The 24,277-nt window shown below is 61.4% G+C and carries 23 protein-coding genes and 1 pseudogene; 21 read left to right on the top strand and 3 right to left on the bottom strand.

The features are described 5' to 3' along the window. The first annotated feature begins 6 nt into the window (after positions 1-6). The 10 genes from NKI37_RS26870 to NKI37_RS26825 all read left to right on the top strand — a co-directional run bounded on the left by NKI37_RS26870 (position 7) and on the right by NKI37_RS26825 (position 10,465). Entirely contained in the window at positions 7-156 is a 150-nt protein-coding gene (locus tag NKI37_RS26870) for a CcoQ/FixQ family Cbb3-type cytochrome c oxidase assembly chaperone (RefSeq protein ID WP_023707015.1), read from the top strand. Positions 157-158: 2 nt separating this feature from the next. After that, entirely contained in the window at positions 159-1,022 is an 864-nt protein-coding gene (gene ccoP, locus NKI37_RS26865) for a cytochrome-c oxidase, cbb3-type subunit III (RefSeq protein WP_023707014.1), read from the top strand. Positions 1,023-1,150: 128 nt separating this feature from the next. After that, a complete protein-coding gene (ccoG, locus tag NKI37_RS26860; RefSeq protein ID WP_352789900.1) occupies positions 1,151-2,710 on the top strand; it encodes a cytochrome c oxidase accessory protein CcoG in 1,560 nt (519 codons plus the stop codon). Continuing rightward, the gene (locus NKI37_RS26855) at positions 2,707-3,204 is read left to right on the top strand and encodes a FixH family protein (RefSeq protein WP_023750568.1); all 498 of its coding nucleotides are present in this window, start codon (positions 2,707-2,709) and stop codon (positions 3,202-3,204) included. Before ccoG ends, NKI37_RS26855 begins: the two co-directional genes overlap by 4 nt. Next, positions 3,201-5,489: a cation-translocating P-type ATPase gene (locus NKI37_RS26850; protein ID WP_352789902.1), complete on the top strand. Its 2,289-nt coding sequence runs from the start codon at positions 3,201-3,203 to the stop codon at positions 5,487-5,489. The genes NKI37_RS26855 and NKI37_RS26850 overlap by 4 nt, the downstream gene beginning before the upstream one ends. After that, positions 5,486-5,656 (top strand): cbb3-type cytochrome oxidase assembly protein CcoS, encoded by a 171-nt coding sequence (gene ccoS, locus NKI37_RS26845; RefSeq protein ID WP_023697810.1) that lies wholly within the window; start codon positions 5,486-5,488, stop codon positions 5,654-5,656. Before NKI37_RS26850 ends, ccoS (NKI37_RS26845) begins: the two co-directional genes overlap by 4 nt. 66 nt (positions 5,657-5,722) lie before the next feature. Further along, positions 5,723-6,490: a CBS domain-containing protein gene (locus tag NKI37_RS26840; protein WP_352789904.1), complete on the top strand. Its 768-nt coding sequence runs from the start codon at positions 5,723-5,725 to the stop codon at positions 6,488-6,490. A gap of 61 nt (positions 6,491-6,551) precedes the next feature. Further along, positions 6,552-6,668 (top strand): cbb3-type cytochrome oxidase assembly protein CcoS, encoded by a 117-nt coding sequence (gene ccoS / locus NKI37_RS26835; protein ID WP_352886926.1) that lies wholly within the window; start codon positions 6,552-6,554, stop codon positions 6,666-6,668. A 415-nt stretch (positions 6,669-7,083) separates the two neighbouring features. Continuing rightward, entirely contained in the window at positions 7,084-8,265 is a 1,182-nt protein-coding gene (ubiM, locus tag NKI37_RS26830; protein ID WP_352789954.1) for a 5-demethoxyubiquinol-8 5-hydroxylase UbiM, read from the top strand. 289 nt (positions 8,266-8,554) lie between these two features. Next, positions 8,555-10,465, top strand: coding sequence for a putative bifunctional diguanylate cyclase/phosphodiesterase (locus tag NKI37_RS26825; protein WP_352789905.1), 1,911 nt, complete (start codon positions 8,555-8,557; stop codon positions 10,463-10,465). Positions 10,466-10,559: 94 nt separating this feature from the next. Here the strand turns inward: NKI37_RS26825 and NKI37_RS26820 are convergent, their stop codons facing one another. After that, a complete protein-coding gene (locus NKI37_RS26820) occupies positions 10,560-10,841 on the bottom strand; it encodes a DNA -binding domain-containing protein (RefSeq protein WP_081731646.1) in 282 nt (93 codons plus the stop codon). Positions 10,842-10,945: 104 nt separating this feature from the next. Here NKI37_RS26820 and NKI37_RS26815 point away from each other — a divergent pair, with 104 nt between their 5' ends. From NKI37_RS26815 to rlxS, 8 genes are all read left to right on the top strand, one after another. Next, positions 10,946-11,179, top strand: a complete 234-nt coding sequence (locus tag NKI37_RS26815; RefSeq protein ID WP_352544204.1) for a helix-turn-helix domain-containing protein — start codon at positions 10,946-10,948, stop codon at positions 11,177-11,179. Positions 11,180-11,716: 537 nt separating this feature from the next. Further along, on the top strand, positions 11,717-12,679 hold the full coding sequence (locus NKI37_RS26810) for an ArdC family protein (protein ID WP_352789907.1): 963 nt from the start codon (positions 11,717-11,719) through the stop codon (positions 12,677-12,679). A 301-nt stretch (positions 12,680-12,980) separates the two neighbouring features. Continuing rightward, the gene (locus NKI37_RS26805; RefSeq protein ID WP_352789909.1) at positions 12,981-13,244 is read left to right on the top strand and encodes a hypothetical protein; all 264 of its coding nucleotides are present in this window, start codon (positions 12,981-12,983) and stop codon (positions 13,242-13,244) included. Between the two features lie 429 nt (positions 13,245-13,673). Next, positions 13,674-13,997 carry a DUF736 domain-containing protein gene (locus NKI37_RS26800; protein WP_352789911.1) on the top strand — a complete coding sequence of 108 codons (324 nt, stop codon included), beginning with the start codon at positions 13,674-13,676 and terminating at the stop codon, positions 13,995-13,997. 166 nt (positions 13,998-14,163) lie between these two features. Further along, a complete protein-coding gene (locus NKI37_RS26795) occupies positions 14,164-14,433 on the top strand; it encodes a helix-turn-helix transcriptional regulator (protein WP_352789913.1) in 270 nt (89 codons plus the stop codon). Beyond that, a complete protein-coding gene (gene lepB / locus NKI37_RS26790; RefSeq protein ID WP_352789916.1) occupies positions 14,430-14,978 on the top strand; it encodes a signal peptidase I in 549 nt (182 codons plus the stop codon). Before NKI37_RS26795 ends, lepB begins: the two co-directional genes overlap by 4 nt. Next, the gene (locus NKI37_RS26785) at positions 14,966-15,652 is read left to right on the top strand and encodes a lytic transglycosylase domain-containing protein (protein ID WP_352794607.1); all 687 of its coding nucleotides are present in this window, start codon (positions 14,966-14,968) and stop codon (positions 15,650-15,652) included. Before lepB ends, NKI37_RS26785 begins: the two co-directional genes overlap by 13 nt. Positions 15,653-15,836: 184 nt before the next feature. Next, positions 15,837-17,807 (top strand): relaxase/mobilization nuclease RlxS, encoded by a 1,971-nt coding sequence (gene rlxS / locus NKI37_RS26780; protein WP_352789918.1) that lies wholly within the window; start codon positions 15,837-15,839, stop codon positions 17,805-17,807. A 159-nt stretch (positions 17,808-17,966) separates the two neighbouring features. On the opposite strand, the gene NKI37_RS26775 is transcribed toward rlxS, so the two are convergent. Continuing rightward, on the bottom strand, positions 17,967-19,613 hold the full coding sequence (locus NKI37_RS26775; RefSeq protein ID WP_023735793.1) for an MFS transporter: 1,647 nt from the start codon (positions 19,611-19,613) through the stop codon (positions 17,967-17,969). Between the two features lie 549 nt (positions 19,614-20,162). Then, a complete protein-coding gene (locus NKI37_RS26770; protein WP_023735792.1) occupies positions 20,163-21,308 on the bottom strand; it encodes a trans-sulfuration enzyme family protein in 1,146 nt (381 codons plus the stop codon). Between the two features lie 89 nt (positions 21,309-21,397). Here NKI37_RS26770 and NKI37_RS26765 point away from each other — a divergent pair, with 89 nt between their 5' ends. From NKI37_RS26765 to NKI37_RS26755, 3 genes and pseudogenes are all read left to right on the top strand, one after another. Next, the gene (locus tag NKI37_RS26765; protein WP_023735791.1) at positions 21,398-22,042 is read left to right on the top strand and encodes a helix-turn-helix domain-containing protein; all 645 of its coding nucleotides are present in this window, start codon (positions 21,398-21,400) and stop codon (positions 22,040-22,042) included. Positions 22,043-22,090: 48 nt separating this feature from the next. Continuing rightward, on the top strand, positions 22,091-22,729 hold the full coding sequence (locus NKI37_RS26760) for an FMN-binding negative transcriptional regulator (protein WP_023729033.1): 639 nt from the start codon (positions 22,091-22,093) through the stop codon (positions 22,727-22,729). Between the two features lie 816 nt (positions 22,730-23,545). After that, a pseudogene (locus NKI37_RS26755) lies at positions 23,546-24,214 on the top strand (transposase); the annotation flags it as partial. Positions 24,215-24,277 lie beyond the last annotated feature (63 nt).

Below are 24,277 nucleotides of genomic sequence, written 5' to 3'. Positions count from 1 at the left end.
ATGGCCATGACGTACAATTTCATGCGGGAAATTGCCGACAGCTGGGGCCTACTTGCCATGGCTCTTTTCTTCATCGGATCTGTTGCCTTTGCAGTTCGTCCCGGAAGCCGCAGGCAAGCCGGCGAAGCAGCTCAAATTCCTCTGAAGGAGGACTGATCATGAGCAGCGATCACATCGACGAGGTTTCCGGCATCTCAACCACCGGTCATGAGTGGGACGGCATCCGGGAGCTCAACAACCCGCTTCCGCGCTGGTGGGTCTGGACGTTCTACATCACCATAGTCTGGGCGATCGGGTACACGATCGCCTATCCGGCATGGCCTCTGCTACACACGACAACCAAGGGTGTGCTCGGCTATTCCAGTCGCAACGATGTCGGGAACGAGTTATCCAAGGCTGAAGCAGCCAAGGGCAAATATGTCGCCGCGATAGAAGCGAAAAGTGTTTCGGAGATCGCGGCGGACGACACGCTGCGCGAATTCGCCGTCGCCGCCGGCGGTGCCGCGTTCAAGCTCAATTGCGTGCAGTGCCATGGTTCCGGCGCCCAGGGCTCCAAGGGCTTCCCCAACCTTAACGACGACGACTGGCTGTGGGGCGGCAAGGCGGACCAGATTCAGCAGACGATCACCCATGGCATTCGCTTCGCCTCCGATCCGGATACGCGCCTGTCGGAAATGCCCGCCTTTGCCGACATCATCACCGCCGACCAGATCAAACAGGTCAGCGCCTACGTCGCCAGTCTGTCGGGGGCCGTCGTCAATCAAGCATTGGTCGCGCCGGGCGCAAAGGTCTTTGCCGAAAACTGCGTGGCCTGTCATGGCGACAATGCAAAAGGCAACAAGGAACTCGGCGCTCCAGATCTGACCGACGCCATCTGGCTCTACGGGTCAGGCGAAGCGGCCATCGCCGCCCAGGTAACCGCACCGAAACACGGCGTGATGCCGGCCTGGGGCGCGCGCCTCGGCGAGATCAAGGTCAAGGAACTGGCGGTCTACATCCATTCGCTTGGCGGCGGAGAATAGGAAAGCAGCCTATTCTCGTCCTCCCCCTCCCGCTAAGCGACGAGGCCCGGCGCAAGCCGGGCCTCGGCATCATCCAGAACCGATGAGTCGGCTTCCGGCGAAATCGTCGCTGGTGACTGGAGCTTCTCGTGCTCGATAACACGCAAATAGAACGGATCGAACCCACGACGTTCAACTCCGCCAAGGTGCGCCAGCCAATGTATGCCGCGCGCAGGAAGATCTTCCCGAAGCGGGCCTCGGGCAGCTTTCGCCGATTCAAATGGATCGTGATGGCGATCACGCTCGGCATCTACTATCTGACGCCGTGGCTGCGCTGGGATCGGGGCTCGTTTAGCCCGGACCAGGCCGTGCTGCTCGATGTCGCCAACCGGCGCTTCTATTTCTTCTTCATCGAGATATGGCCCCAGGAATTCTACTATGTCGCCGGCCTTCTGGTCATGGCCGGCGTCGGTCTTTTCCTGATCACATCGACTGTTGGCCGTGCCTGGTGTGGCTACACATGCCCACAGACCGTATGGGTCGATCTGTTCCTGGTCGTCGAGCGCGCGATCGAGGGCGACCGCAACGCACGCATCAAGCTCGATGCCGGTCCTTGGACCACTCGTAAGCTCGTGCTGCGGGCATCGAAACACGTCATCTGGCTGGTCATAGCCGCAGCGACTGGTGGCGCATGGATCTTCTATTTCGCCGATGCGCCGACGCTGCTCGGCGAACTCTTCACCGGCACGGCAGCGCCTGTCGCCTACATCACCGTCGCGGTCCTGACGGCGACGACCTACACGTTTGGCGGGCTGATGCGCGAACAGGTCTGCACCTATATGTGCCCATGGCCGCGCATCCAGGCAGCCATGCTCGACGAGAGCTCGCTCACCGTCACCTACAATGACTGGCGCGGCGAACCGCGCACGCGTCACGCCAAGAAGGTTCTTGCCGCAGGGCATCCCGTCGGCGATTGCGTCGACTGCAATGCCTGTGTCGCCGTCTGTCCGATGGGGATCGACATACGCGACGGTCAGCAACTCGAATGCATCACCTGCGCGCTCTGCATCGATGCCTGTGAGGGCGTCATGGACAAGCTCGGCAAAGCGCGAGGACTGATCTCCTACGCGACGCTCTCCGACTACAACGCCAACATGATCCTGGCCACCGCCGGCGGCGCCAGCTCGGTCAATCCATCACTGGTCAGGACGGATGACGGCCTGTTTTCGGACAGGGTGGCGCATTTCCATATCCGCAAGATCTTTCGGCCACGAACCTATGTCTACATGGCCATGTGGTCGCTGATCGGGCTGGGCCTGCTCTTTTCGCTGCTGACGCGCGACCGGCTCGAAATCAATGTCCTGCACGACCGCAACCCGCAATTCGTGACGCTCTCGGACGGCTCGATCCGCAATGGCTATACCGTCAAGCTCTTGAACATGATCCCCGAACCGAGAACGATTATCGTCACCCTCGGGGGTTTGCCAGGCGCGGAGATGAGCATCGTTGGCGTCGATCTCCCCGCCGATCGCTCCTTTGCAGTCCAGGTCGAACCCGACCGGCTGAAGATGTTGAAGGTTTTCGTGCGCCTGCCCGCCGACCAGATTCATGGCCAGGCGCAGACCTTCACATTCCGGGTCGAAGACAAGGTCAGCTTCGAGTCCAACGAATACACCGCCACCTTCAACTCGCCGGAGATCGCCAGATGAACGCCACCACGCGAAACCCCCGCGAGTTCACCGGCAGGCACATGTTGGCCACGATCCTTGCCTTTTTCGGCGTGGTCATCGCGGTCAATCTCACGATGGCGACGCTTGCCAACACAAGCTGGACCGGCCTTGTCGTCGAAAATACCTATGTGGCGAGCCAACAATTCAACAAGAAGGCCGAGGAAGGCCGTGCGCAGGCAGCGCTTGGCTGGACCGGCCAGTTGACCATCGCATGGGGCGAAGTCCGCTATTGCATCATCGACGCCGCGGGCAAACCGGTTTCCCTGCATGGCGTGAAGGTGCTGTTTCGCCATCCGGCTTACGAGAAAGAGGATGAGTCCGTCACGCTCGCCCTGGTCTCGGGCCAGGAGTTTGCAGCACAACACGTGCCAAGGGATGGTGTCTGGATCATCGAAATAGACGCCGATGCCGGCCTGGCAAGACCTTATCGCGACGTGCGCAGGGTCATGATTTCCAATGGAGCGCTGAAATGAGCTGTTGTGCACCGGGCGCTGAAATAGCGCTGGATCTGGTCAGCGGCACCTCGGTCCTGCCCTCCAGCCAGGAGGTCAGGCTGGCCAGCCGATCGCTTGGCGACGACCTTCATCAGACCGACCTGTCGGTACCGACCGTTCATTGCGGCGCCTGCATCCAGATGATCGAGACCGCGTTGGGAAAGCTCAATCACGTCCAGGCCGCCCGCGTCAACCTTTCAACGAAGCGGGTCTCGGTCCAGTGGCGCGGCGACGAGGCTCCACCATTGGTCGCTGTGCTCGGCCGGCTCGGCTATCAGGCGCATTTGTTCGAAACCGTGATTGATGCAAAGGACAAGATGCTTTCGGAGCTTATCCGCGCCGTCGCTGTTGCCGGCTTTGCTGCGGGCAACATCATGCTGCTCTCGGTGTCGGTCTGGTCCGGCGCCGAGGGCGCCACCCGCGACCTGTTCCACTGGGTCTCGGCCCTGATCGCCATTCCTGCGCTGGCCTTCGCCGGCGGCATCTTCTTCAAGTCGGCGTGGAATGCGCTGCGCCACGGCCGCATGAACATGGACGTGCCGATCGCCGTCGGCGTGTCGCTGGCCTACGCCATGAGCCTCTATGAGACGATCACCCACGGCGACCACGCCTATTTCGACGCATCGGTATCCCTGCTGTTCTTTCTCCTGATCGGTCGCACGCTCGATCACGTGATGCGGGAACGCGCGCGGACCGCGGTAAAGAACCTGTCACAGTTGGCCGCACGCGGTGCCATGGTGCTGCGCGGCGATGGCGCTCGGGACTATTTGCCGGTTGGCGAAATCGAACCGGGGATGCAACTGCTCATTGCAGCCGGCGAGAGAATCCCCGTCGACAGCACGATCGTTCATGGGGCGTCGGATCTTGACTGCTCACTGGTCACTGGCGAGAGCACGCCGCGAAACGTCGCGCCAGGGGAGATTGTGCAGGCCGGTGTCCTCAACCTCACCGGTCCGCTGACGATTGAGGCGACAGCGGCCGCCAAGGATTCATTCCTGGCGGAAATGGTTCGGTTGATGGAGGCCGCCGAAGGTGGTCGCGCCCGGTATCGCCGTATCGCCGACCGCGTGTCGGCACTCTACGCGCCCGTGGTTCATCTCACCGCCTTGGCAACCTTCCTGGGCTGGATGGCGGTGACTGGCGACTGGCACCGGGCGATGACGATCGCCATCGCTGTTCTCATCATCACATGCCCGTGCGCGCTTGGCCTCGCCGTTCCAATCGTTCAGGTAGTCGCCGCGCGGCGCCTGTTCGAGAACGGCATCATGGTCAAGGATGGGTCGGCCATGGAGCGCCTGGCGACGATCGATACAGCCGTGTTCGACAAGACCGGGACGCTCACGCTTGGGAAGCCACGGCTCGTCAACGCAGCTTCGATTGATCCCGCCATGCTGGCAATCGCTGCCGACTTGGCCGCGCATTCGCGTCATCCATATTCAAAGGCCATTGCCAGCTTTTCCGTCAGCAGCAGCCAGCACAAATTCGACGCGGTGACCGAGCACCCGGGTTTCGGGATCGAAGCCACAGCCGCCGGTAGCATCTGGCGGCTGGGTAGACGCGGATGGGCTGGCTGGAAGGCTCGAACCGGCGGCGAAGGCAAACATGGCTACGGCGGAACAGTCCTGACGAAAAACGGCATGATTGTCGCATCCTTCGTTTTCGAGGATGCGCTGCGCCTCGACACCAGGGCAGCGATCGATCAACTGCGCAACGCTGGTATGTGCGTGGAAATGCTGTCGGGCGATACTGCGAAAGCCTGCGCCGAGGTTGCCGACATGCTTGGTGTCGATGACTTCGTTCCCTGCCTGCTACCGTCCGGCAAGGTTGAACGCATCGAGAGCCTGGCGAGAGACGGGCACAAGGTTTTGATGGTTGGCGACGGGCTCAACGACACACCAGCGCTGAGCGCCGCGCATGTCTCGATCGCACCCGCCACGGCAGCCGACATTGGCCGCAATGCAGCCGACTTCGTTTTTCTGCGCGAAAGCCTTTTGGCGATCCCGCTGGCGCTGGACGTGTCGCGCAAGGCGGGAAGCCTGATCCGACAGAACATAACAATTGCGATCGTTTACAATGCTGTGGCCGTGCCGATCGCCATTCTGGGCCACGTTACGCCTCTCATCGCGGCGGTCGCGATGTCTGCCTCGTCATTGCTTGTGATTGGAAATGCGATGCGTCTGCAAGGCTTCCCAACGGGTGCGTCGTCCGAAACTGCGCGGCAGGACAGGCCCGCGCGGGCCGGCGCCTTGGCCCGATCCTCATGACGACGCTCGCCTATCTCATTCCGGTGGCGCTGTTCCTTGGCGCACTCGGCCTGTCCGGCTTCCTGTGGGCATTGAGAAGCGGCCAGTACGACGATCTCGATGGCGCGGCGGAGCGCATTCTTATCGACCGCGACGACGGCGCGGAGAATCCTCCTCGTTCCAAGTGACTTAGATCAAAGCGCCGCGCGTCGGGATGCCCCATCGTCGTCCGACGTAAGATCAGGAGGGTGAGGATGCAAGCCGAAGCCATCATGACGAAGCCAGTCATCACGACGGATGCGAACGCGACGATCGCCGAAGCGGCCGAGCTCATGCTTTCAAACAAAGTCAGCTGCCTCCCGGTAACGGACAGCGACGGTGCCCTGGTTGGCATTGTAAGCAAAAGCGACTTCTTGCGCCGAGAGGAACTTGGGACCCAGCGTGTGCGTCCGCGCTGGCTGGAGTTTGATCTTGGCCCGGGCACAGTCGCCGAAGACTATGTGCGCTCGAACGGACGGATCATCCATCAGGTGATGACCACACCCGTCATCTCGGCGCCTCCTGGCGCCTCGATTGCAGATATTGTCGACTTGATGATGCAACACCGCATCAACAATGTGCCGATTGTCGATCAGGAAAGGGTCGTCGGCATCATCACGCGAACTGATTTGCTGCCTGTCCTGATCCGCGCAATGCCGAAAGACGGCACTACGCCACCCGATGACGACCTGATCCGCAACGCGATACTTGCCGAACTGCAGTCACAAACCTGGAGCGGTGGTGACGCGATCGATGTGAGGGTCAGCGACGGCCTTGTCGAACTGAAGGGGGCGATTGTCGACGAGCGTCAGCGGAAGGCAGCGATCGTTGCGGCTGAGAAGGTTGCCGGCGTCGGGCAAGTCAAGGACGGCCTCCTCCTCAGTACGGATCCGTTCGGTGACGGTTTCATAGCTGCGGAAAAAGCGGGGACGCGGAGCAGAGTCCCTTTGGTTCTGCTCCCTTCCCACATCACTTGGACATGAGGCCGTCGGCGAGTTGTCGGCAGCGAAGACGCCCGTCCTGAGGGAATGCGATGGCCGCTGCCTGTTTTGGTGGGGCTTGGACCGGGGCTTCCTGTGGATCTTGACGAGCGGCCAATACGAAGATCTCGACGGCTCCGCCCAGCGGATCCTTATCGATCGGGAAGAGCCGCGAGGCTGAACCGGTCGGCGGCGTCAACGACTGTGCGGATGCTGGTCGTCATCGACCGAATCTTTAGCTGGATTGCCTCGTCATGATGATATCGGCGCGCGTGCGAAGAACGGATCAGCCACAACACGTTGCCGAACCTTTGGGTAGGAGAGGCACGCGATTGGGAAGCCGACCATTCAGAATGACTAGACATGCAACGTTTTCGCGGCAATCGACCACTCGACCGTGAACCCGCAGTTGCCGGGTTTGTCGAGCCTGGTTGATCCAGATCAGCGTTATCTCTTCATCGGCATGGTTTCATTGACCAGGCTTCCAACGGAGAACGCATGTCTATCGACGCTGGGGAGATGAGCGGCAAACCGTGGGTGATTGCGATGCTTCAAGAGCGCTTCGTATCGCAGATAGCCGCTATGGCGGCACGCTGATGGCCGGCTCTGTCGAGACATTCGACATCATTGTCGTCGGAGCTGGGCCGGTCGGACTTGCCTTCGCAGCATCGCTCGCCCGGAGCCGACTCAAGGTAGCTGTGGTTGAACGGCAGTCGCTCGACAGCCTCGCGAATCCGGCTTTCGACGGTCGCGAGATCGCGCTGACCCACGCATCAGTGAGAATCCTTCGCGAGCTCGGCGCCTGGGATGCCATCCCCGCATCGGACAAATCACCGCTTCATGGCGCGCGCGTGCTCAACGGATCGAGCCCTTTCGCCCTGTGCTTCGATACTCCCAGCGGATCTGGGGAACCACTCGGATTTCTGGTCCCAAATTGTCGGATCCGCGATGCCCTGTTCAAAGTTGTCTACTTCCAGGATCATGCCCGGCTGCTGTGCGGCAACTCGGTCGTCAATGCAACAACCAGCGACGACGAGGCGGTCATAACGCTTTCTGATGGCAGGCAAGTGGCCGCTCGGCTGCTCGTCGCAGCGGATTCGCGTTTGTCCGCGATGCGCGACCTGCTCGGCATTGGCGCCAACATCCATCCGCTTGGCCACTCAATGCTGATTTGCCGAGTGAGGCACGAGCGCTTCCATCACCAGATCGCGGTCGAATGGTTCGACCACCATCAGACCATAGCGATGTTGCCGCTCATGGAAGGCGTGTCGTCGCTGCTTCTAACTTTGCGCTCAATCGAGGCCGATAGACTGTCTGTTCTCGATGACGAATTGTTCCTCATGGAATTGATGAACCGGTGTCGAGGATGCCTCGGGCAGATGACCCTGGCAAGCACCCGCCATGCCTATCCGCTGGTCACGACCTGGGCTCACAAGTTCTCGGCACCGAGTGCGGCACTGATAGGAGACGCTGCCATCGGCATGCACCCGGTGACCGCGCATGGCTTCAACATCGGCCTCAGCGGCCAGAAGCAACTCGCTCATAAAATACTGACAGCATGTCGCGCCCGCCGCGACATTGCCGATCCCGACATGCTCGGCAGATACGAAAGCCGGCTGCGGCTGTCGGCGGCGCCGCTCTATCATGCCACCAACATGCTTGTCGGTCTTTACTCAAGCGAGCACCCGGCGGCACGGCTTGCAAGACATGCTGGGCTCCGCTTTGCCCAACATCTTCCCTTTGTCCGCCATGGCATTTCGGCCATGCTCAGGCGGTGAATCGCACAGAGCGCTACCGCTCTGGAGCGCTGTCTCGGCGCGGCTTCTTTGTCTTGCTGGCTCGCAGCGTCGCGGGCAAGGCTGCTTCCTGGTGACGTTGCCGATCATGGCATGATTCGGATCAAGGCACGCGCGCGGGCGCTTGATGATTCGGCAATGCTAAGCCAAAGGTGTGACCCGAAGCATGGTGAGCGCACTGGTTACCCTCGCTGGGTAGTTAACCCGTCCTTCAGTGGGCTTGCATAGGTTTGGTCCTCGCGAACAATGACGGAAGCAAGCTGGTCCATTCATGGCACCCCTAAAGAAAGAAGAATCGCTGGAGGCCAAAATCCGTCAGGATCAGCTTGCTGACCTGAGGGCCGGGCTCTTCGTGTCGATGCCGATAAGCGCGATCCTGTCAGGCCTGATTTGCGGGGTGCAGGCCCTTTCTGGCGGCGGCTTTGCCGCTGCAAGCTGGTTCCTGGTCGTCAATGCGCTAAATGCCGCCCGGCTTGCACTCGCCCGTTTTCAGCTAAAGGAAACGGGGCGCAATCAGGATTTGCTTGGCGTTTTGCCGCGCCTTCGCATGTTTGGCGTCCTTGCCCTTCTGGCAGGGTTTGCCTGGTCCTTCCCGGCCGTGCTGACTGTTGGATACACAACACCTCAAGCACCGATGCATCTGGTCATACTGGCGGGCATTTCAGCTGGTGCGGTTACATATGGCAGCTCGTATGCCGCCGCGGCGACCAGCTTCATCACACCTCCACTCCTCATCACGGTGGCGTGCCTTTTGGCGAAAGGCAATTTTGAACGCTACATTCTGGCTTTCACCGTTCTGCTCTTCATGGGCGGCTTGGTCCGAGCTTCGTTTGTTGGGCAGGCGCGCTTCCGCGAAGCAAGCCGCCTGAGACATGAGGCAGAGCGACTTGCGTCGGAAATGGAGCGCAACTCCAGGGAGGACCATTTGACCGCCCTTCTCAACAGGCGGGGCCTTGAACACGCCATCGGTCGGTTCAAGACCGCGGATGGCCCCTTCGTGGCAATGCTGATTGATCTGGACGGCTTTAAATCTGTCAACGACACCTACGGTCACAGGACCGGTGATGAACTGCTTGTCATGATCGCCCGCCGCATAGAGCAGGAAGCACCGGAAGGCTCAACGCTAGCTCGTATTGGCGGCGATGAATTCGTGCTGGTTTTTCCCTCAACGAGAGCTTCGCTTTCTGCCAGTGATCTCGCCTCCAATATCATAGCCAAAATTGCTCGCCCCTATATCGGGGTCGCGTCCGTGCGCGTCGGGGCATCGATAGGGATATACTTGGCGCAGACGTCGAGCCTGACTGAAATGCTGTTGCGGGCCGATATCGCCCTTTATACGGCCAAGCGCCATGGCAGGAACGAATTTTGCCTGTTCGATGCCGAACTCGACCGGGAACTCCAACGCCGCCAGTCCATCGAACGGGACCTTCATTCGGCGATAAAGACGGGAAGATTGCAACCTTGGTTCCAGCCGATCGTGAAACTCGACACCGAGGCCGTGGTCGGTTTTGAAGCCTTGCTGAGATGGTCCCATCCGACACATGGTGCCATCTCTCCACCCGAAATCATCACAGCCGCACGCGAAACCGGAATGCTTCAGCTGCTGACGCAAACCGTATTCGCCGACTGTTGTGCTTTTATCGACGGCTTGGTGAAAGCTGACTGTCGTAACATTCGTGTGGCGATGAATGTTTCCCCGCGCGAACTGGAAGCCGGCGATATCGACGACATGGTTCTGGATGGTCTGGCCGCAAGAGGCCTGCCTGCGACGATGTTCGAAATCGAGATTACCGAAGAATCGCCGGTGGATCCGGACAGAGTGGATGAAAAGCTCGGACGGCTTTCGCATGCCGGTATTTCCATCGCGCTCGACGACTTCGGCACCGGCTTTTCTACCTTGGCATCTCTCAAGGACCGTCGGATACGCAAGGTGAAAATAGACCAAGGCTTCATTCGCGGCTTGGCCAAGTCCCGAGAGGACCGACTGCTTGTCAAATCCGTCATCGAACTCGGTGACATGCTCGGGATCGAGGTCATGGCCGAGGGCGTCGAAACAGAGGCGGATCGGCAAACCCTGCACAAGCTTGGTTGCCGAACCGCTCAAGGCTTCCTCTTCTCCAAGGCTGTGCCTTTGATGCAAGCACTGGAAATGGCAGTCAAACAGTACGCGAACCAGTTGTGACCGCTCCCGCAGCGCCCGCTGTCGCGGCCGTGCGCTGCCGAATTTGGCTACAGAGACTTGCCTACTCGAAACACGTGGCATTGGGCGCTGTGCATCAGCCGGCGAACAGTTCCTTGTAGCCGGTCGTCACCATCCAGTTCGCACGGTCGATATGGCTGCGAAGAGCTTTGCGGGCGCGGACCGGGTCAATGGACGGGTCGATGCCGAGGATGCGCTCGGCCATCTCCTTTTCGCTGGCATTCTCGGCGCAGGCATCCAGGATCCGCAGGTAGATCGTGAAATGCTCCCTGTCGTAGCTCGTGAGGTTCTCCGACCAGGGGACTTCATCGCTCAAACTTGAGCTTCGAGTCTCATCTGTTCCCATTGGTCCATTCATGCCTGCGAACCTCGCCTGTGAGCGCAGGCAGTATATCCCAAAATGGGATAATCCGAAACCGGGATTAGTCGCTGATCCGGTCTTTACCCGACCGGTTCGCCTCCATGCCCAAATCCCTTCGATCGCTCCGCCACCAGCGGTTCCTGGCCCGGCTGGTTTTGCTGCGCAAGGCCAAAGGCCTGACCCAGAAGCAGCTGGCTGACAAGCTTGGTCGTCCCCAATCCTTCGTGGCCAAGTACGAGGGCGCAGAGCGGCGTCTCGATGTCATCGAGTTTCTCGACATAACTGCGGCCCTTGACGCTGATCCGTGCGAGATTCTCTCCAGCCTCCGGTCCTAGCGGGCGCGCCGCATCTATCATGATCACGGACAGGAATATTGAGTGGGACAACGCCTCAATTTGTTGAAAGGCGAGCGCTGGTTTTCGGAGGAAGCCGCGCGCACGGCGCCGATGCCTTTTGGTTCTCGACGTAACTGCGGCGCCTGACCATGTGCGAAAAAACTTGGCTGCGCCCGCGCGCCTGACGACGCGCACCAGGTGCTCGTGAACCGAGCCCGCTTTTCTTCGGCAAGCTCAGGCGGTCTCGGCCATTCGGCTTCGCCCCTTGGCGTGGGCAGCCCTTCGGGCTGTGACGGCCGCCGCCCTTGCGGGCGGCGCGGTTTGTCTGTTGGCCTTTCCCGGTGGCGCGGGGCGGGCGGCACTCCCTTCTAGACCCGCTGCGGCAGCCCGCAACCCTCCGCGTGCCGCTCAGGGTCCTCCTCTTCGTTCCGGTCCTTCGGATGCGGTCCGCCTACTGGGCGGGCCCTTCCGGTCGCGACTCGCCGCCCACCCCGCTTCCGGGGAAAGGCGCGGCGATTGGTGAGCGGAGGATAACACATGCGTGCAAACAGCAGGCGTACCACCAGCGGAGAGGCTGGCGCAGGCAAGGGCAGGCGCCCGGGCGCCAGCCTCTATCAGGAGATCACCGACCGCATCATTGCCGAGCTGGAGCGCGGTACCGTGCCATGGGTCAAGCCATGGGGCAGCGCAAAAGCAGGCCTCGGCCTGCCGAGGAATGCGTCCACGGGGCGCAGCTATTCCGGCATCAATATCCTCATCCTGTGGGGCGCCGTCATCGAGCGCAGCTATCCCAGCCAGAATTGGCTGACCTTCCGGCAGGCGCTTGCCCTGGGCGGCAATGTCAGGAAAGGCGAGCGCGGCACGACCATCGTGCATGCCGACCGCTTTGTCCCCAAGGACGAGAAGGAGCGCGCACGCCACGAGGGCGATGCACCACAGGCCGTGCCTTTTCTGAAGCGCTTTACCGTCTTTAATGTCGCGCAGTGCGACAATCTTCCGGAACACCTCCATGCCCCCGCCGAGCCGCTGCCTCAGTGCGAGATCGTGCCGCAGGCCGAAACGCTGATTCGCGCCAGTGGTGCGGATTTCAGGGTCGGCGGCGATCGCGCTTTCTACATGCCGGGCAGCGACCACATTCAGGTGCCGCCGCAGCCGGCGTTCCATCAGCAGATCGACTATTACCGGACTTGCTTTCACGAGCTTGGCCACTGGACCGGCCACCCGACGCGGCTTGCTCGCGACCTCTCCGGCTCGTTCGGCTCCAAGGCTTACGCGCGTGAAGAATTGGTCGCCGAAATCACTGCCGCCTTCGTCTGCAGCAATCTCGGCATCGAGCCGACCGTGCGTCACGCCGATTACATCGGCTCATGGCTGAAGGTGCTGCGCGAGGAAAACCGCGTAATATTCCGTGCCGCCAGCCTCGCTTCGAAGGCCGCCGATTTCCTGCTTGGCCTTCAGGCCGATGACGAAGGCGAGGCGCAAGAAGGGATTGCGGCATGACGATGCACCATGCTCAACTGGCCGACGCCGCAAAGCGAGCAGATGCCCATTTCTGACGGCGCCGGAACTCACCGGCCCGATGCTGAACTATGCCGATCTGCATCGCCAAGGTGCGCCCCGAGCCGCAGCGCGCAGCCAACGAGACAGTGACTGCCAGCCTTGCCGGCTGCAAGGCTGACGCCGCATTCGGCAATATGCGGCACAAGCTGTTGGCCTGCCCGGTGGTGGCCAGCGGCAATCGCGACCCCTTGCTGCCGCCGGCATGTTCGCGCGCAAGGTGGGCGCTTGGCGACGACAATTCGTGCGCGTCGTCGGCATATGGCGGCAACCGGACAATGGCGTTTCGATCGCTTGCGACAAGGAAATCGCCGATTCGATGCTCGCCGAGATCGGCGGCAAGAACATCGAGAAGCCGCCTCAGCTTGGGGCCTGGCTGCCGCGCTGGATCAAATTCCCGGCCGAAAGCTACCCAGCTGCGAGGCCTTCCTATTCGCCGATCTGTGCGCAATCCGGGCCGCGCCGGCTCCGATTGATCGTCTTGCCGAGCCAGTGCCGCGTGCGATAAATTCCAACGCCAATTCGCCCCCATTTCGGCAGCCCCGCACCGCCCCGGATTGCTTGCTGAGGCGCCAGGCGCATGGCGCCCATTGTACATCCGGTTGCCGAGAGAGCCCGCGCCGCCGGCCCCCTGCATAGTGCCGCCTGCTTATTGTGCCCCCGATCGCGCAACCTGTCTCCATTGTGTCTCAGGGACCATTCCCCTGCGCCTGGCTTGACGACCTATGGGCGGATCCGGCCGGCCCGAAACCCTCGCCGGCAGCTTTTTCCCCGCCGCCTGCGGCGGCTTCCTCGCGCCGCTTCGCTTCAAAAAAACTCCCCGCTCGGGTCCTCCGCTATCGCTGCGGCCGTGCCGGTTCCGGCGATCCGGACGCGCCCATCACGGTCCGCCATCGCAGGGGAATGGTCCCCTGCGAGCACCAAGAGGAGACTGAAAATGACCGCAATCGGATACGTCACCAAACAGGAAAACGGCGGCTACAAGGGCCAGCTCAAGACGCTCAGCGTCCGCGCCGACATCGACATCGTGCCCAATCAGGCAAAGAGCGCCGACACCCATCCCGACTTCCGGGTGCTGACGCAAGGGGTCGAAGTGGGTGCGGCCTGGATCCGCACCGGCGAGACCTCCGGCAAGGACTATGTGAGCCTGTCGATTGCGGCCCCCGAGTTTGGCCAGCGCAAGCTCTACGCCAATCTGGGCCGCGCCGCCGGCCAGGATGACGACGACACTTACGCCATCATCTGGAACCCGGTCGACTGACCGGCCGACCCGCAAAGCCCTGCGCCGCCCACCGGCGCAGGGCCTCTCTCAGGACCCGTGAGGCCGCCGAAGCGGCGAAAACTCGCCCCCCACTCTTCGCCCGTCCCCAAAACGATCTCGCTCGCCGATCCTCGCCTCGCTTGCCCGTAACGAACCGAGGATCATCATGGACGACGAAAACGAACGCGCAGCCCGCGCCAAGAAGGGCAGTCCGTTTCTCAACACCGCGCAGGCGGCCTTCTATATCGGGCTGTCCCAGCGCACGCTGGAGAAGATGCGCCTCAAAGGCGGTGGCCCACAATTCCGCAAGCACGGCCGCTATGTCCGCTATCACATCGACGAACTCGACGACTGGTCGAAGGGGCACACGCAGGAGACCGCGCCCGAGGATGGCGCGCACGAATCCGGCTCGGCCGGTGAGGGAGGCCGCTCATGAGCCGGCGTCCCACCATCCGTCTGATCGGCAGCCATCTGCGGCGCATTCGAGCCCGCAAGACGATCGTCGTTGCCACAATCGGACTTGGCCTGATCGGCTTCGCCGCCTTCGGCAAACCATCGCCCTGGCTGGTCTGGAACGCCTCGGCGAGTGCGCCGGTCGGCCTCTATCGCGTCGCATCCAGATCGCCCGCTCGTGGTGATTTCGTACTCGTCCGCCCACCAAGACCGGTTGCCGATCTCGCCGCCGAACGCTTCTATCTGCCCAGCAACGTGCCGCTGATCAAGCGCCTTGCGGCGCTGCCCGGCGAGCATGTCTGCACCTTTGGCAACGCCATCACCATCGGCGGCGAGATAGCCGCGCGCCGGCTTGCAACCGACACGCAGCACCGTCCGCTGCCTTGGTGGAATGCATGCCGAAAACTCGCCGCCGACGAGGTTTTCCTGCTCGGCAGCGATAAAGATCGCTCGTTCGACAGCCGCTATTTCGGGCCGGTGCCGGCCGAAAACATCATCGGGAGGCTCGTGCCGCTATGGACCGAGTGACCCTCCTTATGCTGAGCATGGCGTGTCTCGCACCATGCTCCTGTTCCGCCGCGACCAACACGAAGCCGGTCGTCATCTCCCATAGTCCGCAGCTTGCAAGATGGCAGCCCTTCGTAGCCGAAGCAAGCCGGCGTTTCAGCATTCCACAGACCTGGATTTATGCCGTCATGGACGCCGAAAGCCGGGGGCAGACGACGCTCAATGGGCGGCCGGTCACGTCGAGCGCCGGCGCCATTGGCCTCATGCAGGTGATGCCAGGCACCTACGAGGAGTTGCGCGCAGAGCTCGGCCTCGGAGCCGTCCCGCACGACCCTCGCGACAACATTCTGGCAGGCACTGCCTATCTGCGCGCCATGTATGACCGCTTCGGATTTCCAGGCCTGTTTGCAGCCTATAACGCCGGGCCGGAGCGCTACGAGCAGCATTTGCAGCGCGGGCGACCGCTGCCTAGCGAGACGGTTTCGTATCTGGAAGAGATCAAGGCGGCGGGCATTTCGGCCGGCGATATGGACGCGCTCACCGGCAAATCCCGTTCCAAAATCGCGCCGGAAATCCCGTCCGGGCAGTCGCTGTTTTTTCTCCGAAACGGTGTTTCCGTGACCGGCCCGAATGGCCAACTCCTGGTGCCGCTCGGATCGGAGCGAGCAAGGTCAGGCCGGCCGGATCGCAGGTGAGGGAGCGGCTACCGTGGTTCGGGCGGGGGCCAGGGGCAGGTCCGCGGAAGGCAAGATAAAGGCAGCGCCTCCTGGAGGCGGCGAAGTGTCTGTCTGCACATCGTTTTCCCCGGAGGTTGCCTCCGAGTCCAGGAGGGTGTGGCGGGCAAGCTTCTGATTTTGCTGCTGGTTCATCGGAGGCCGCATGCAGGATAACGAATTCACGCCGAAGCTCGGCAAAATTGGCTCGCGCGGCTCGAAGGCGGGCAAACGCTACGCTGGCCAGGTGCAGGCCGCGGTCAACCGAGCAGGCGGCAGGAGCGGACGTGGCAGCCGCTTCATCGGAAGCCGGGTGGGGCGCGGCGGGGCCGCTGCCGCCGTTCTTAGAGCGCGCGACCGCCACGCGGCGTTTCGGCAGCGGCGCGCAGTCGTCAAGGCACGCATCGTCAAGCTGGCCGGCAAGGGAGTCGACGGGGCTCGTGCGCACCTCCGCTACCTCCAGCGCGACGGCGTCACCCGGGAAGGCGAGCGTGGCGAGCTCTACGCTGCCGACAATGACCGCGCGGACGGCAGGGCCTTTCTCGATCGCGCGAACGGTGACCGTCATCAGTTCCGCTTCATCGTCGCCCCTGAAGACGGTATCGAGTATGATGACCTGAAGCCGCTCACCCGTCGCCTCATGGCGCAAATGGAAGAAGACCTCGGCACCAGGCTAGACTGGGTGGCCGTCGACCATTTCAACACCGGCCATCCCCACACCCACATCATCGTGCGCGGCAGGGACAATCACGGCGAAAACCTCGTCATAGCGCGGGACTACATCTCCTCTGGCTTGCGCGAGCGCGCAGCCGAACTGGTTAGCCTCGACCTTGGCCCGCGCACCGACCGCGAGATCGAGCAGCGCTTGCGCCAGGAGATGGAGCAGGAACGCTTCACCAGCATCGACCGGCAGCTGATGCGCATGCGCGACGATGAGGGGTGTGTCTCACTGGCCAGCCGAGACACCTTTCGCCAGACGCTGCACCAGGGCCGCCTGCGCAAGCTCGAGCGGATGGGCCTCGCCGAGGAGATGCCTGCCGGTCGCTGGCGCCTGGAGGATGAGCTCGAAGCCACGCTACGCCGCATCGGCGCGCGCGGCGACATCGTCAAGACCATCCATCGCGAGCTGACCGGCAAGGGGCTCGTCCGCAGTGCCGCCGACCATCTTATCCACGATCGATGCGACGGGTCGGCTCAAACCGTGGTCGGACGTGTCGTCGGGCGCGGGCTGGCCGACGAAATGACTGACCGCCATTACCTCGTCGTCGACGGCGTGGACGGCAAAAGCCACTATTTTGATATCGGCAAAGGCGAGGCCACCCAACCGACACCAGAGGGCTGCATAGTGCGGGTCAGGCCGAGGGACACCGGGCCAAGAAAAGTCGACCGCACAATTGCCGGCATCGCCACGGTCAACGACGGGCGCTACAGCATCGATATACATCTCAAGCATGACCACTCGGCCACCGAACGCTTTGCCGAAACGCACGTGCGGCGACTGGAGGCGATCCGCCGTGCGACCGGTGGCGTCGAGCGCGAGCCGGACGGCACATGGACAGTCGCGCCCGACCATCTCAACCGCGTCGCGGATTACGAGCGTCAGCGAGCGAGGGCCCAGCCTGTTGTCGTTGACAAGCTCTCATCAATGCCGCTGGAGAGCCAAGTAGGCTTCGACGGCGCCACCTGGATCGACCAGGAGCTGGTATCAGCCCACCCTGAGTCCTTGCGCGACTCTGGCTTCGGTCGCGAAGTACGTCAGGTCCAGGCCCGCCGACAGCAGTGGCTGATCGCGCAAGGTCTTGCCCATGATGCGCAGGATCGGGTCATCTATCGCGCCAACATGCTTTCAATGCTGCGCCAACGAGAGCTGAACCGTGTTGCCAGTCAGCTCTCGGACGAACTCGGGCTCTCGTATTCTGAAGCGCAGCATGGCAATCGAATAGACGGAACGCTGCGCCGCTGCGTCGAGCTCGCCGGCGGAAAATACGGTGTCATCGAGAAATCGCGCGAGTTCACGCTGGTGCCTTGGCGGCCGGTGCTTGAGCATCATATCGGTAAGGAGGTGTCTGGCGTGGTGCGCGCCGAGGGGATTTCCTGGACGATCGGACGCCAGAGGAGCGGGCCCGGCGTTTCGTGAACTGGCTACAATTTATTTGTCCGCGTTGAAACACATACTCAGCCCAGACGGAGTTCCTCCGCCTGCTGCTTGCTCGCAGCATTCATTTGGCGGAGAGTCAGTGTTCTGCATTAAGGAGTAGCTCGTTCCGTGTCCAAGCCCAGACAAGCCTTGGTTTTCTCACGGGCGCGATACAAAAGGCACAGGCTGGACTTGGCTGTCGGAGGCGGGGCTTGTCGACCGCTCGATGGAAAGTGAGATGCGAGGCGGAGAATCACCCATGTGCAGAGCGGCAAGGCGCTCGCCTACCTCCCTGTCATTCACCGTTAGCCGATGGTTTAGACGAAGATAGTCCGTCCATGTCGGCGTGCGGAATGTCTCGGTCCAAAGCGTCGACTTCTGAAGGTCGCGCTGGAGGGTCCAGTCCCGCGCACCGGCGCGGCTCTGAACGCGCCGCCTTTCGCGCATGCAGCTCAGAAATTCATCGATACTCTCCTCGAGTATCGAGTACTCCATCTTGATCACGATCGGACCGCTCCTGGGCTTCAAAGGGAGGGCCAGTTCTGGTGGCCTGAAGTCGACGGCCGCTTGATCCGATTCCTCCCATAGCCGCACCGGCAATAGCTTTCCCACAGCCGCGACCAGCAACAGTGCCGCTGCAGCACCTTCCAAAGCCCACGTCAGCGAATAGTACTGCGCGACAGCACCCCAGATCCAGCTACCCGCTGCCATGCCGCCGTAGGTCAGGGCGTAATAGATGGACAGGGTGCGACCAACGACCCACCTTGGGCTTGCCAACTGCACACACACGTCGGTTCCGGTCCAGGTGACAACCCAGCCAGCGCCACCGATTGCAAGCGCGATCGCCGCCACAGCCACCGACGATGTGAGGGCCATCAAAAGGCAGCACGTTGCGCAAGCAACGGATGCGAGCGTGATCAATCGGTTCTGGGACGTGATGCGTCTCAAGTAGCTGCTGCCAATGCCGGCGATGAAGGCGCCTGTGCCGAAGCCGGCCAATAGCACGCCGTACACAATTGGCCCTCCCGCCAGCTGGTCGCGAACCAGGAGGGGGAGCAAAGCAAGGATCGAGATGCTTGATAGCCCGAACAGGGTTGCACGCACGATCGCCACTCTGATCTCTGAGGATATCGCCGTGAATCGCATGCCATCATGAATGGCCGTGGTCATCCGCTCGCGCGGAAGAGGCGAAGAGCGAACTTGCCATTGTGAGCGCAGAACAGCGCTCAACGGGACCAGGTCACTTAGCGCAGCGAGGGCGAAAGCCGTAAGGGGGCCCAGCAAAGCTAAGATTACACCGCCCAGCGCCGGTCCTATGCTGCGAACCACGTTGTACCCCACCGACATCAGCGTCACTGCAGCGGGTATGTCGCGCTTTTCCAGGATATCGCCGACCGAGGCGTGCCAGGCTGGATCGTTCAAGGCAAAGCCGCATCCGGCCAAGAAACTCAGTCCCAGGATTAGCCATGGACTAGCAAAGCCCAGTCCCACAGAGAGTGCCAGCGCCGTGGATGCCAGTGCGATCAGGCAGTGTCCGGCAAGCATCACGCCACGGCGGCTGAAGCTGTCTGCAATGGCTCCAGCAAGGATCGACAAGAAGAACGCGGGCAGTGTCGATGCAGCCTGTACGAGCGCAACCATCAGATCGGAGGCTGAAATCGTGGCCATGAGCCAGCTTATAGCCACGCTCTGCACCAGCCAGCCAAGGCTGGATATCTGCGTGGCTGTCCAGATAGAACGAAAGACCGGGTTGTGAAGAGGGATCAGTGTGTTTGCCGCAAAGCGCGGAGGATCTTGACGCCGCATCACTTCTTCACCTCCACTGGGTGTCGTTCTTCCGCTCATTTTGCTTACCAGCGGTGCGCTCTCTGCACAGACTGCGTCACAACGAAGTTCCGAGATCGCGCTCGCAACAAGGACAATGTCGCATCCACGGTGCTGATGCGCGTTGAGGTACCAACCTGGCCGTTAGCTGATGGGTCCCGCAGCCCGCTTGGTGCGGTCGGTTCTGCCCTGCGACTCTTGGCTTTGGACGGTGCTAGCGCCCCGATGGCCGGCTTGTCAAACTGCCGTAGTGCCAGCACATCCATCCCATCTGTTGAACGCGATCTCCGACGAGGTCGAGCAGCAGTAGGTCAACGGCAAATCTGGGTATTTCCGCTTCCGGTCGAGCGCGTGGCCATCGTCCAGAAACCCGAAGACGTTCATCACCCATGCGACCACGCGCCCGAGACGATGCGACACGGCGATAGCGGTTCACCAGAGGACGTGCGTTCTGCTCAGCAGGAACATTGTTCTGCCGATCGTCGGCTGCGCCAGCAGCCACATAAAGCGGCGCCAGAGTTCTTGCACGCGTCATTGGACTCCCGCTTTGCAGGTTTCGCCTAGGGCCTGCATCAGGTCATCGATAATGTCCTGAGGATGTTCAAGCCCTACAGAAATTCGCAGCAATCCGCCTGGCGCTTTGGACTTCGCACCTTCAACGGATGCGCGATGCTCTATCAGAGAATGCGTCCCGCCAAGGCTTGTCGCCCGGACAACAATCTTCAGGCGGCCGGCCACGGCCATTGCAGCATCGGCTCCGCCCTCGACGATAAAGGATAGCATCGCTCCGTAATGGCTCATTTGCCGCGTAGCAAGATCGTGTCCCGGATCAGTTTGCAGACCAGGAAAGAGCACTTTTTCGACGCGCGGATGAGACGCCAGGGCCTCGGCCACTTTCTGGGCGCCTTCGCAATGGGCGCGCATGCGGACCGGCAATGTCTGCAGGCCCCGCAACGCCAGCCAACAGTCGAAGGGCGCTGCAACGCTGCCCTTGTGTTTCTGGACCATCCGCAATGGGCGACCGAGGGGTGACGCGTTTGGGACAATGACTACTCCGGCCATCAAATCCGAGTGGCCGCCAATGTACTTTGTCGCCGAGTGCATTACCGCGTCTGCCCCGATTTCGAGTGGCAGTTGAAGCACTGGGGTGGCCCAGGTGTTGTCCACCACCGCCAAGGCACCGGCCTCGTGCGCGATTGCGCAGATGGCCGCAATGTCGACAACGCGGATCATCGGGTTTGACGGCGTCTCGATCCAGACGAGGCCAGTCCGCTTCGATGTCACCGCGGCGCGCAAAGCGTCCAAATCGCGCATGTCGACTGGGGCAAAGTCGAAGCGAGACCCAATGTCGGTCTCTTCGATCAGCGAACGAATGCCGAAATACATGTCATCCGGCAGAACGATCCGACCCGCCGACGGATGGCTCTCGAAAACTGCAGCGATTGCGGCCATGCCCGAAGCGAAGGCGATGCCGTCTTCCCCTCCCTCAAGCATCGCCATGGCCGCCTCGAACGCATTGCGTGTAGGATTTCCATCCCTTGTGTATTCGAAGCCGGACGGAAATGACCCGTTGACCCCGCGTTCGAACGTCGTGCTGGTGTGCAGCGGCATGGATACGGCCCCCGTGGACTCGTCGACCCCTCGGCCGCAGTGGATCGCCTTCGTCTCAAAACGCATCGGTCATTTCCTTCCTAACGGGCAGTTGCAATTTCGGCCTGGTCATTATACTGACCACAATAGGTGAGCCGAGGTCCTAAGTCAATATAATGACCGATGTTACGACAGCGATGGGTTCCGAGCAGGTGCTTGGCAAAGCTATAGCGGTTCGAATCCGAGACTTGAGGCGCGACCAAAATCTGACCCTGGATCGACTGGCAAAACTGAGCGGCTTGTCCAAAGGAACCGTCGTCTCGCTGGAGCAAGGCAAGGCGAACCCTAGTATCGGCATACTTTGCCGACTGGCGGCGGCGTTTTCGCTCTCCGTGGCCGATTTGCTGAATGACGAGGCTTCCACAGTTCGCCTTCCTATTGAGCGGACAGAGACAAGGACACTTTGGACAAGCGCCAAGGGAAGCTTTGCACAACTTCATTCATCGACCTCGGGGCGCACGATGTTCGAATTGTGGAGCTGGGTCATTATGCCGGGCGACGTGTTTTCCGCGGACGCTCATAGTCCGGATACGCGCGAGCTGATCTCGGTCAGTCAGGGTGCCCTGAGCGTTGTGGTAGGTGCCCATGTGGTAATATTAAGCGAAGGCGAGAGTGCGCGGCTTGTCACTGACCAACCGCACTCATATGCGGCGGCATCTGATGTGCCCGCCCACTTCACGATGGCGGTGCTTGAGCGTAGTGGACATCGAGATCCGGGGCACTCGTCGACGGCAGCGAAGATTCAGGGGCCCGTTCCGTAAGATTTCGCCGATCACTAACAGCCGCCATTCACGACAGGAGATTTAGCGTTGTACGTTCCGCCACATTTTGCCGTCCCCGATCAGAACGCCCTGTTCGAGCTTATCGAGAGACACCCGCTCGGTATCCTGGTCACCCACAGCAAAGGCATCCTCGACGCGAACCACGTCCCCTTTGAGCTCGACCGCTCGAAGGGAGACAAGGGCGTCCTCAATTGCCATGTTGCCCGCAAGAATCCAGTCTGGGAGGAAGTCGCCAATGGCGATGAGGTTCTCGTAATCTTCCGTGCGGCCGACGCTTACATCTCGCCGAACTGGTATCCAAGCAAGCATGAATTCCACAAGCAGGTGCCGACGTGGAACTATCTCGTCGTCCATGCCCACGGACGCATCACTGTCCGGGATGATGAGCGGTATGTGCGCCGCAACGTGGCGAAGCTCACTCATATGCAAGAAACCTCCCAGCCGGTCCCATGGAAGATGGGCGACGCGCCGAGGGACTTCATCGACACGATGGTCAAGGCAATCGTCGCCCTGGAGATCGAGATCACCGGCCTGGTTGGAAAATCAAAACTCAGCCAGAACAAAGAGGTGCGCGACATTCAGAACCCTGGTGAAATGCTGCGTGCCCAAGGGGCCATTGCGATGGGAGAAGCGATGCTCGCGGCTGCGGCGGCCAAATCCCAATAGCATGTGTCTTGTCCCGACAAAGCCGCTGGTGCCGGCTTCCGACGGGTCACCTAGCCCGCCTTGACGCACGGCAATAGCTTTTGACGGCCTCAAGCGACGCTGTGGTCACCGTTGTGATACTTTCCCACGCGCCTGGTCAGGCGGCAGGATTGCTCCGTAGCGGCCGACGGGTTCGTTTCAGTCGCCTGCGCCCCGTTGTATGTCGGCGACCATCCGCTACCGGTCTTGAATGAGGCGCATTCCACGCGTTTCGAAGCCACGTACCTTGGGCGGCAAGCTCGACCATGCACTCGACGCAGCTCCCAAGTGGCGGCGCCGTCAACGATCTCCTTGAACCTGCGGAACTTGCCTGAAAGCACTTCTCTTACGGGAGATGATTGGCTATGTCGCCGAACCGATGATGGAGATGGTGGCGGGCGCCGCCGTAGCGATCAGACCCGCCTTGCAGCGCAATGGCTACCCGGGCCCGACCGGGAGATGCGGGCGGGACTGTGGAACTGCGGAGACGGAGCGGATCGGCATGGAGCCGTGACCGCTTGCGGTCTGGCTCTGGAACGAGTTAACGAAGCGCGGACTTCCGATCGTGTCAAGCGCCGCCCTCTCGATGATGCCGGACAAATCGGGCCCCCACGAGCGGCGGGCCTTGCCAGATCGGACGGCCGGATGGTTTAAGCAGGTTCGCACCAAGAGCCACGGCACCTGTGTCGTGCGGGTGCTGCTGTCGGCACGCGACCTTCTCGTCAGCCTAGTAGGCAAAATCGAGAACAGATGCCTGGGCTTCTTAACGCCTTCGGCGTCATATTCGGCAAGAAGATCGATGCCCAGGTGATCCTACACATGCTCAGGATCCAGGCGACGCAGGTCTACCATGATCCGCTGCGAGCCGGCATCAACGACGTGCAGGAACTGTCGAAGACACATGAAGCGATCGCCAGGGCCTAGACCGAGATCCAGCACCGCATCCTGACAACTACCTGCCGCTGTATTTTCCCGAGATCGATCGACTTCCGGGGGAACAGCCGCAGCGATCGGTTCTTTGCCTTCCTCGATGCCTTTTCGACCCCAGCAAGCATCACGGCGCTGACGAAGGAGGAGTTTGTGGCAGCAGCTTGGGATGTCGTCGGCCGCAAGGTCAGCAAGACGAGATTCTGATGGATGTTCGAGACGGCGCGCCCATCGATCGGATTGCCGCTGCCACTTGATGCGCCTGCCGTTCGCATGTTCCGGATGGTCATTGACGAAGCACGCAGCCTGATCCGGCAACGCAATGAGATCGAAGCACAGGCCGACGATCTGCTGCGGCACAGCCAGGATTATCAGCTCCTGCGACAAATCCCGGGCATCGGACCGATCAAGGCATTGACCGTCATTGCCGAAGTCGGCGATCCTCGCCGCTTAGGTCATCATCGCCAGTTTTTAAAGTTCTGCGGGCTGGACCTCTCGACACAGAAGTCCGGTCAATATCGAGGCCAGACCCGCCTTTCCAACCCAGTCTCCCCGGTTCGGTCTGAATGGACAACCTCCCGAAAACTCACAGCAAGCACACGA

The organism is Mesorhizobium sp. M0626 (assembly GCF_040320665.1).
Taxonomy (GTDB): domain Bacteria; phylum Pseudomonadota; class Alphaproteobacteria; order Rhizobiales; family Rhizobiaceae; genus Mesorhizobium.
This window is presented reverse-complemented; position numbering and strand designations above follow the sequence as displayed.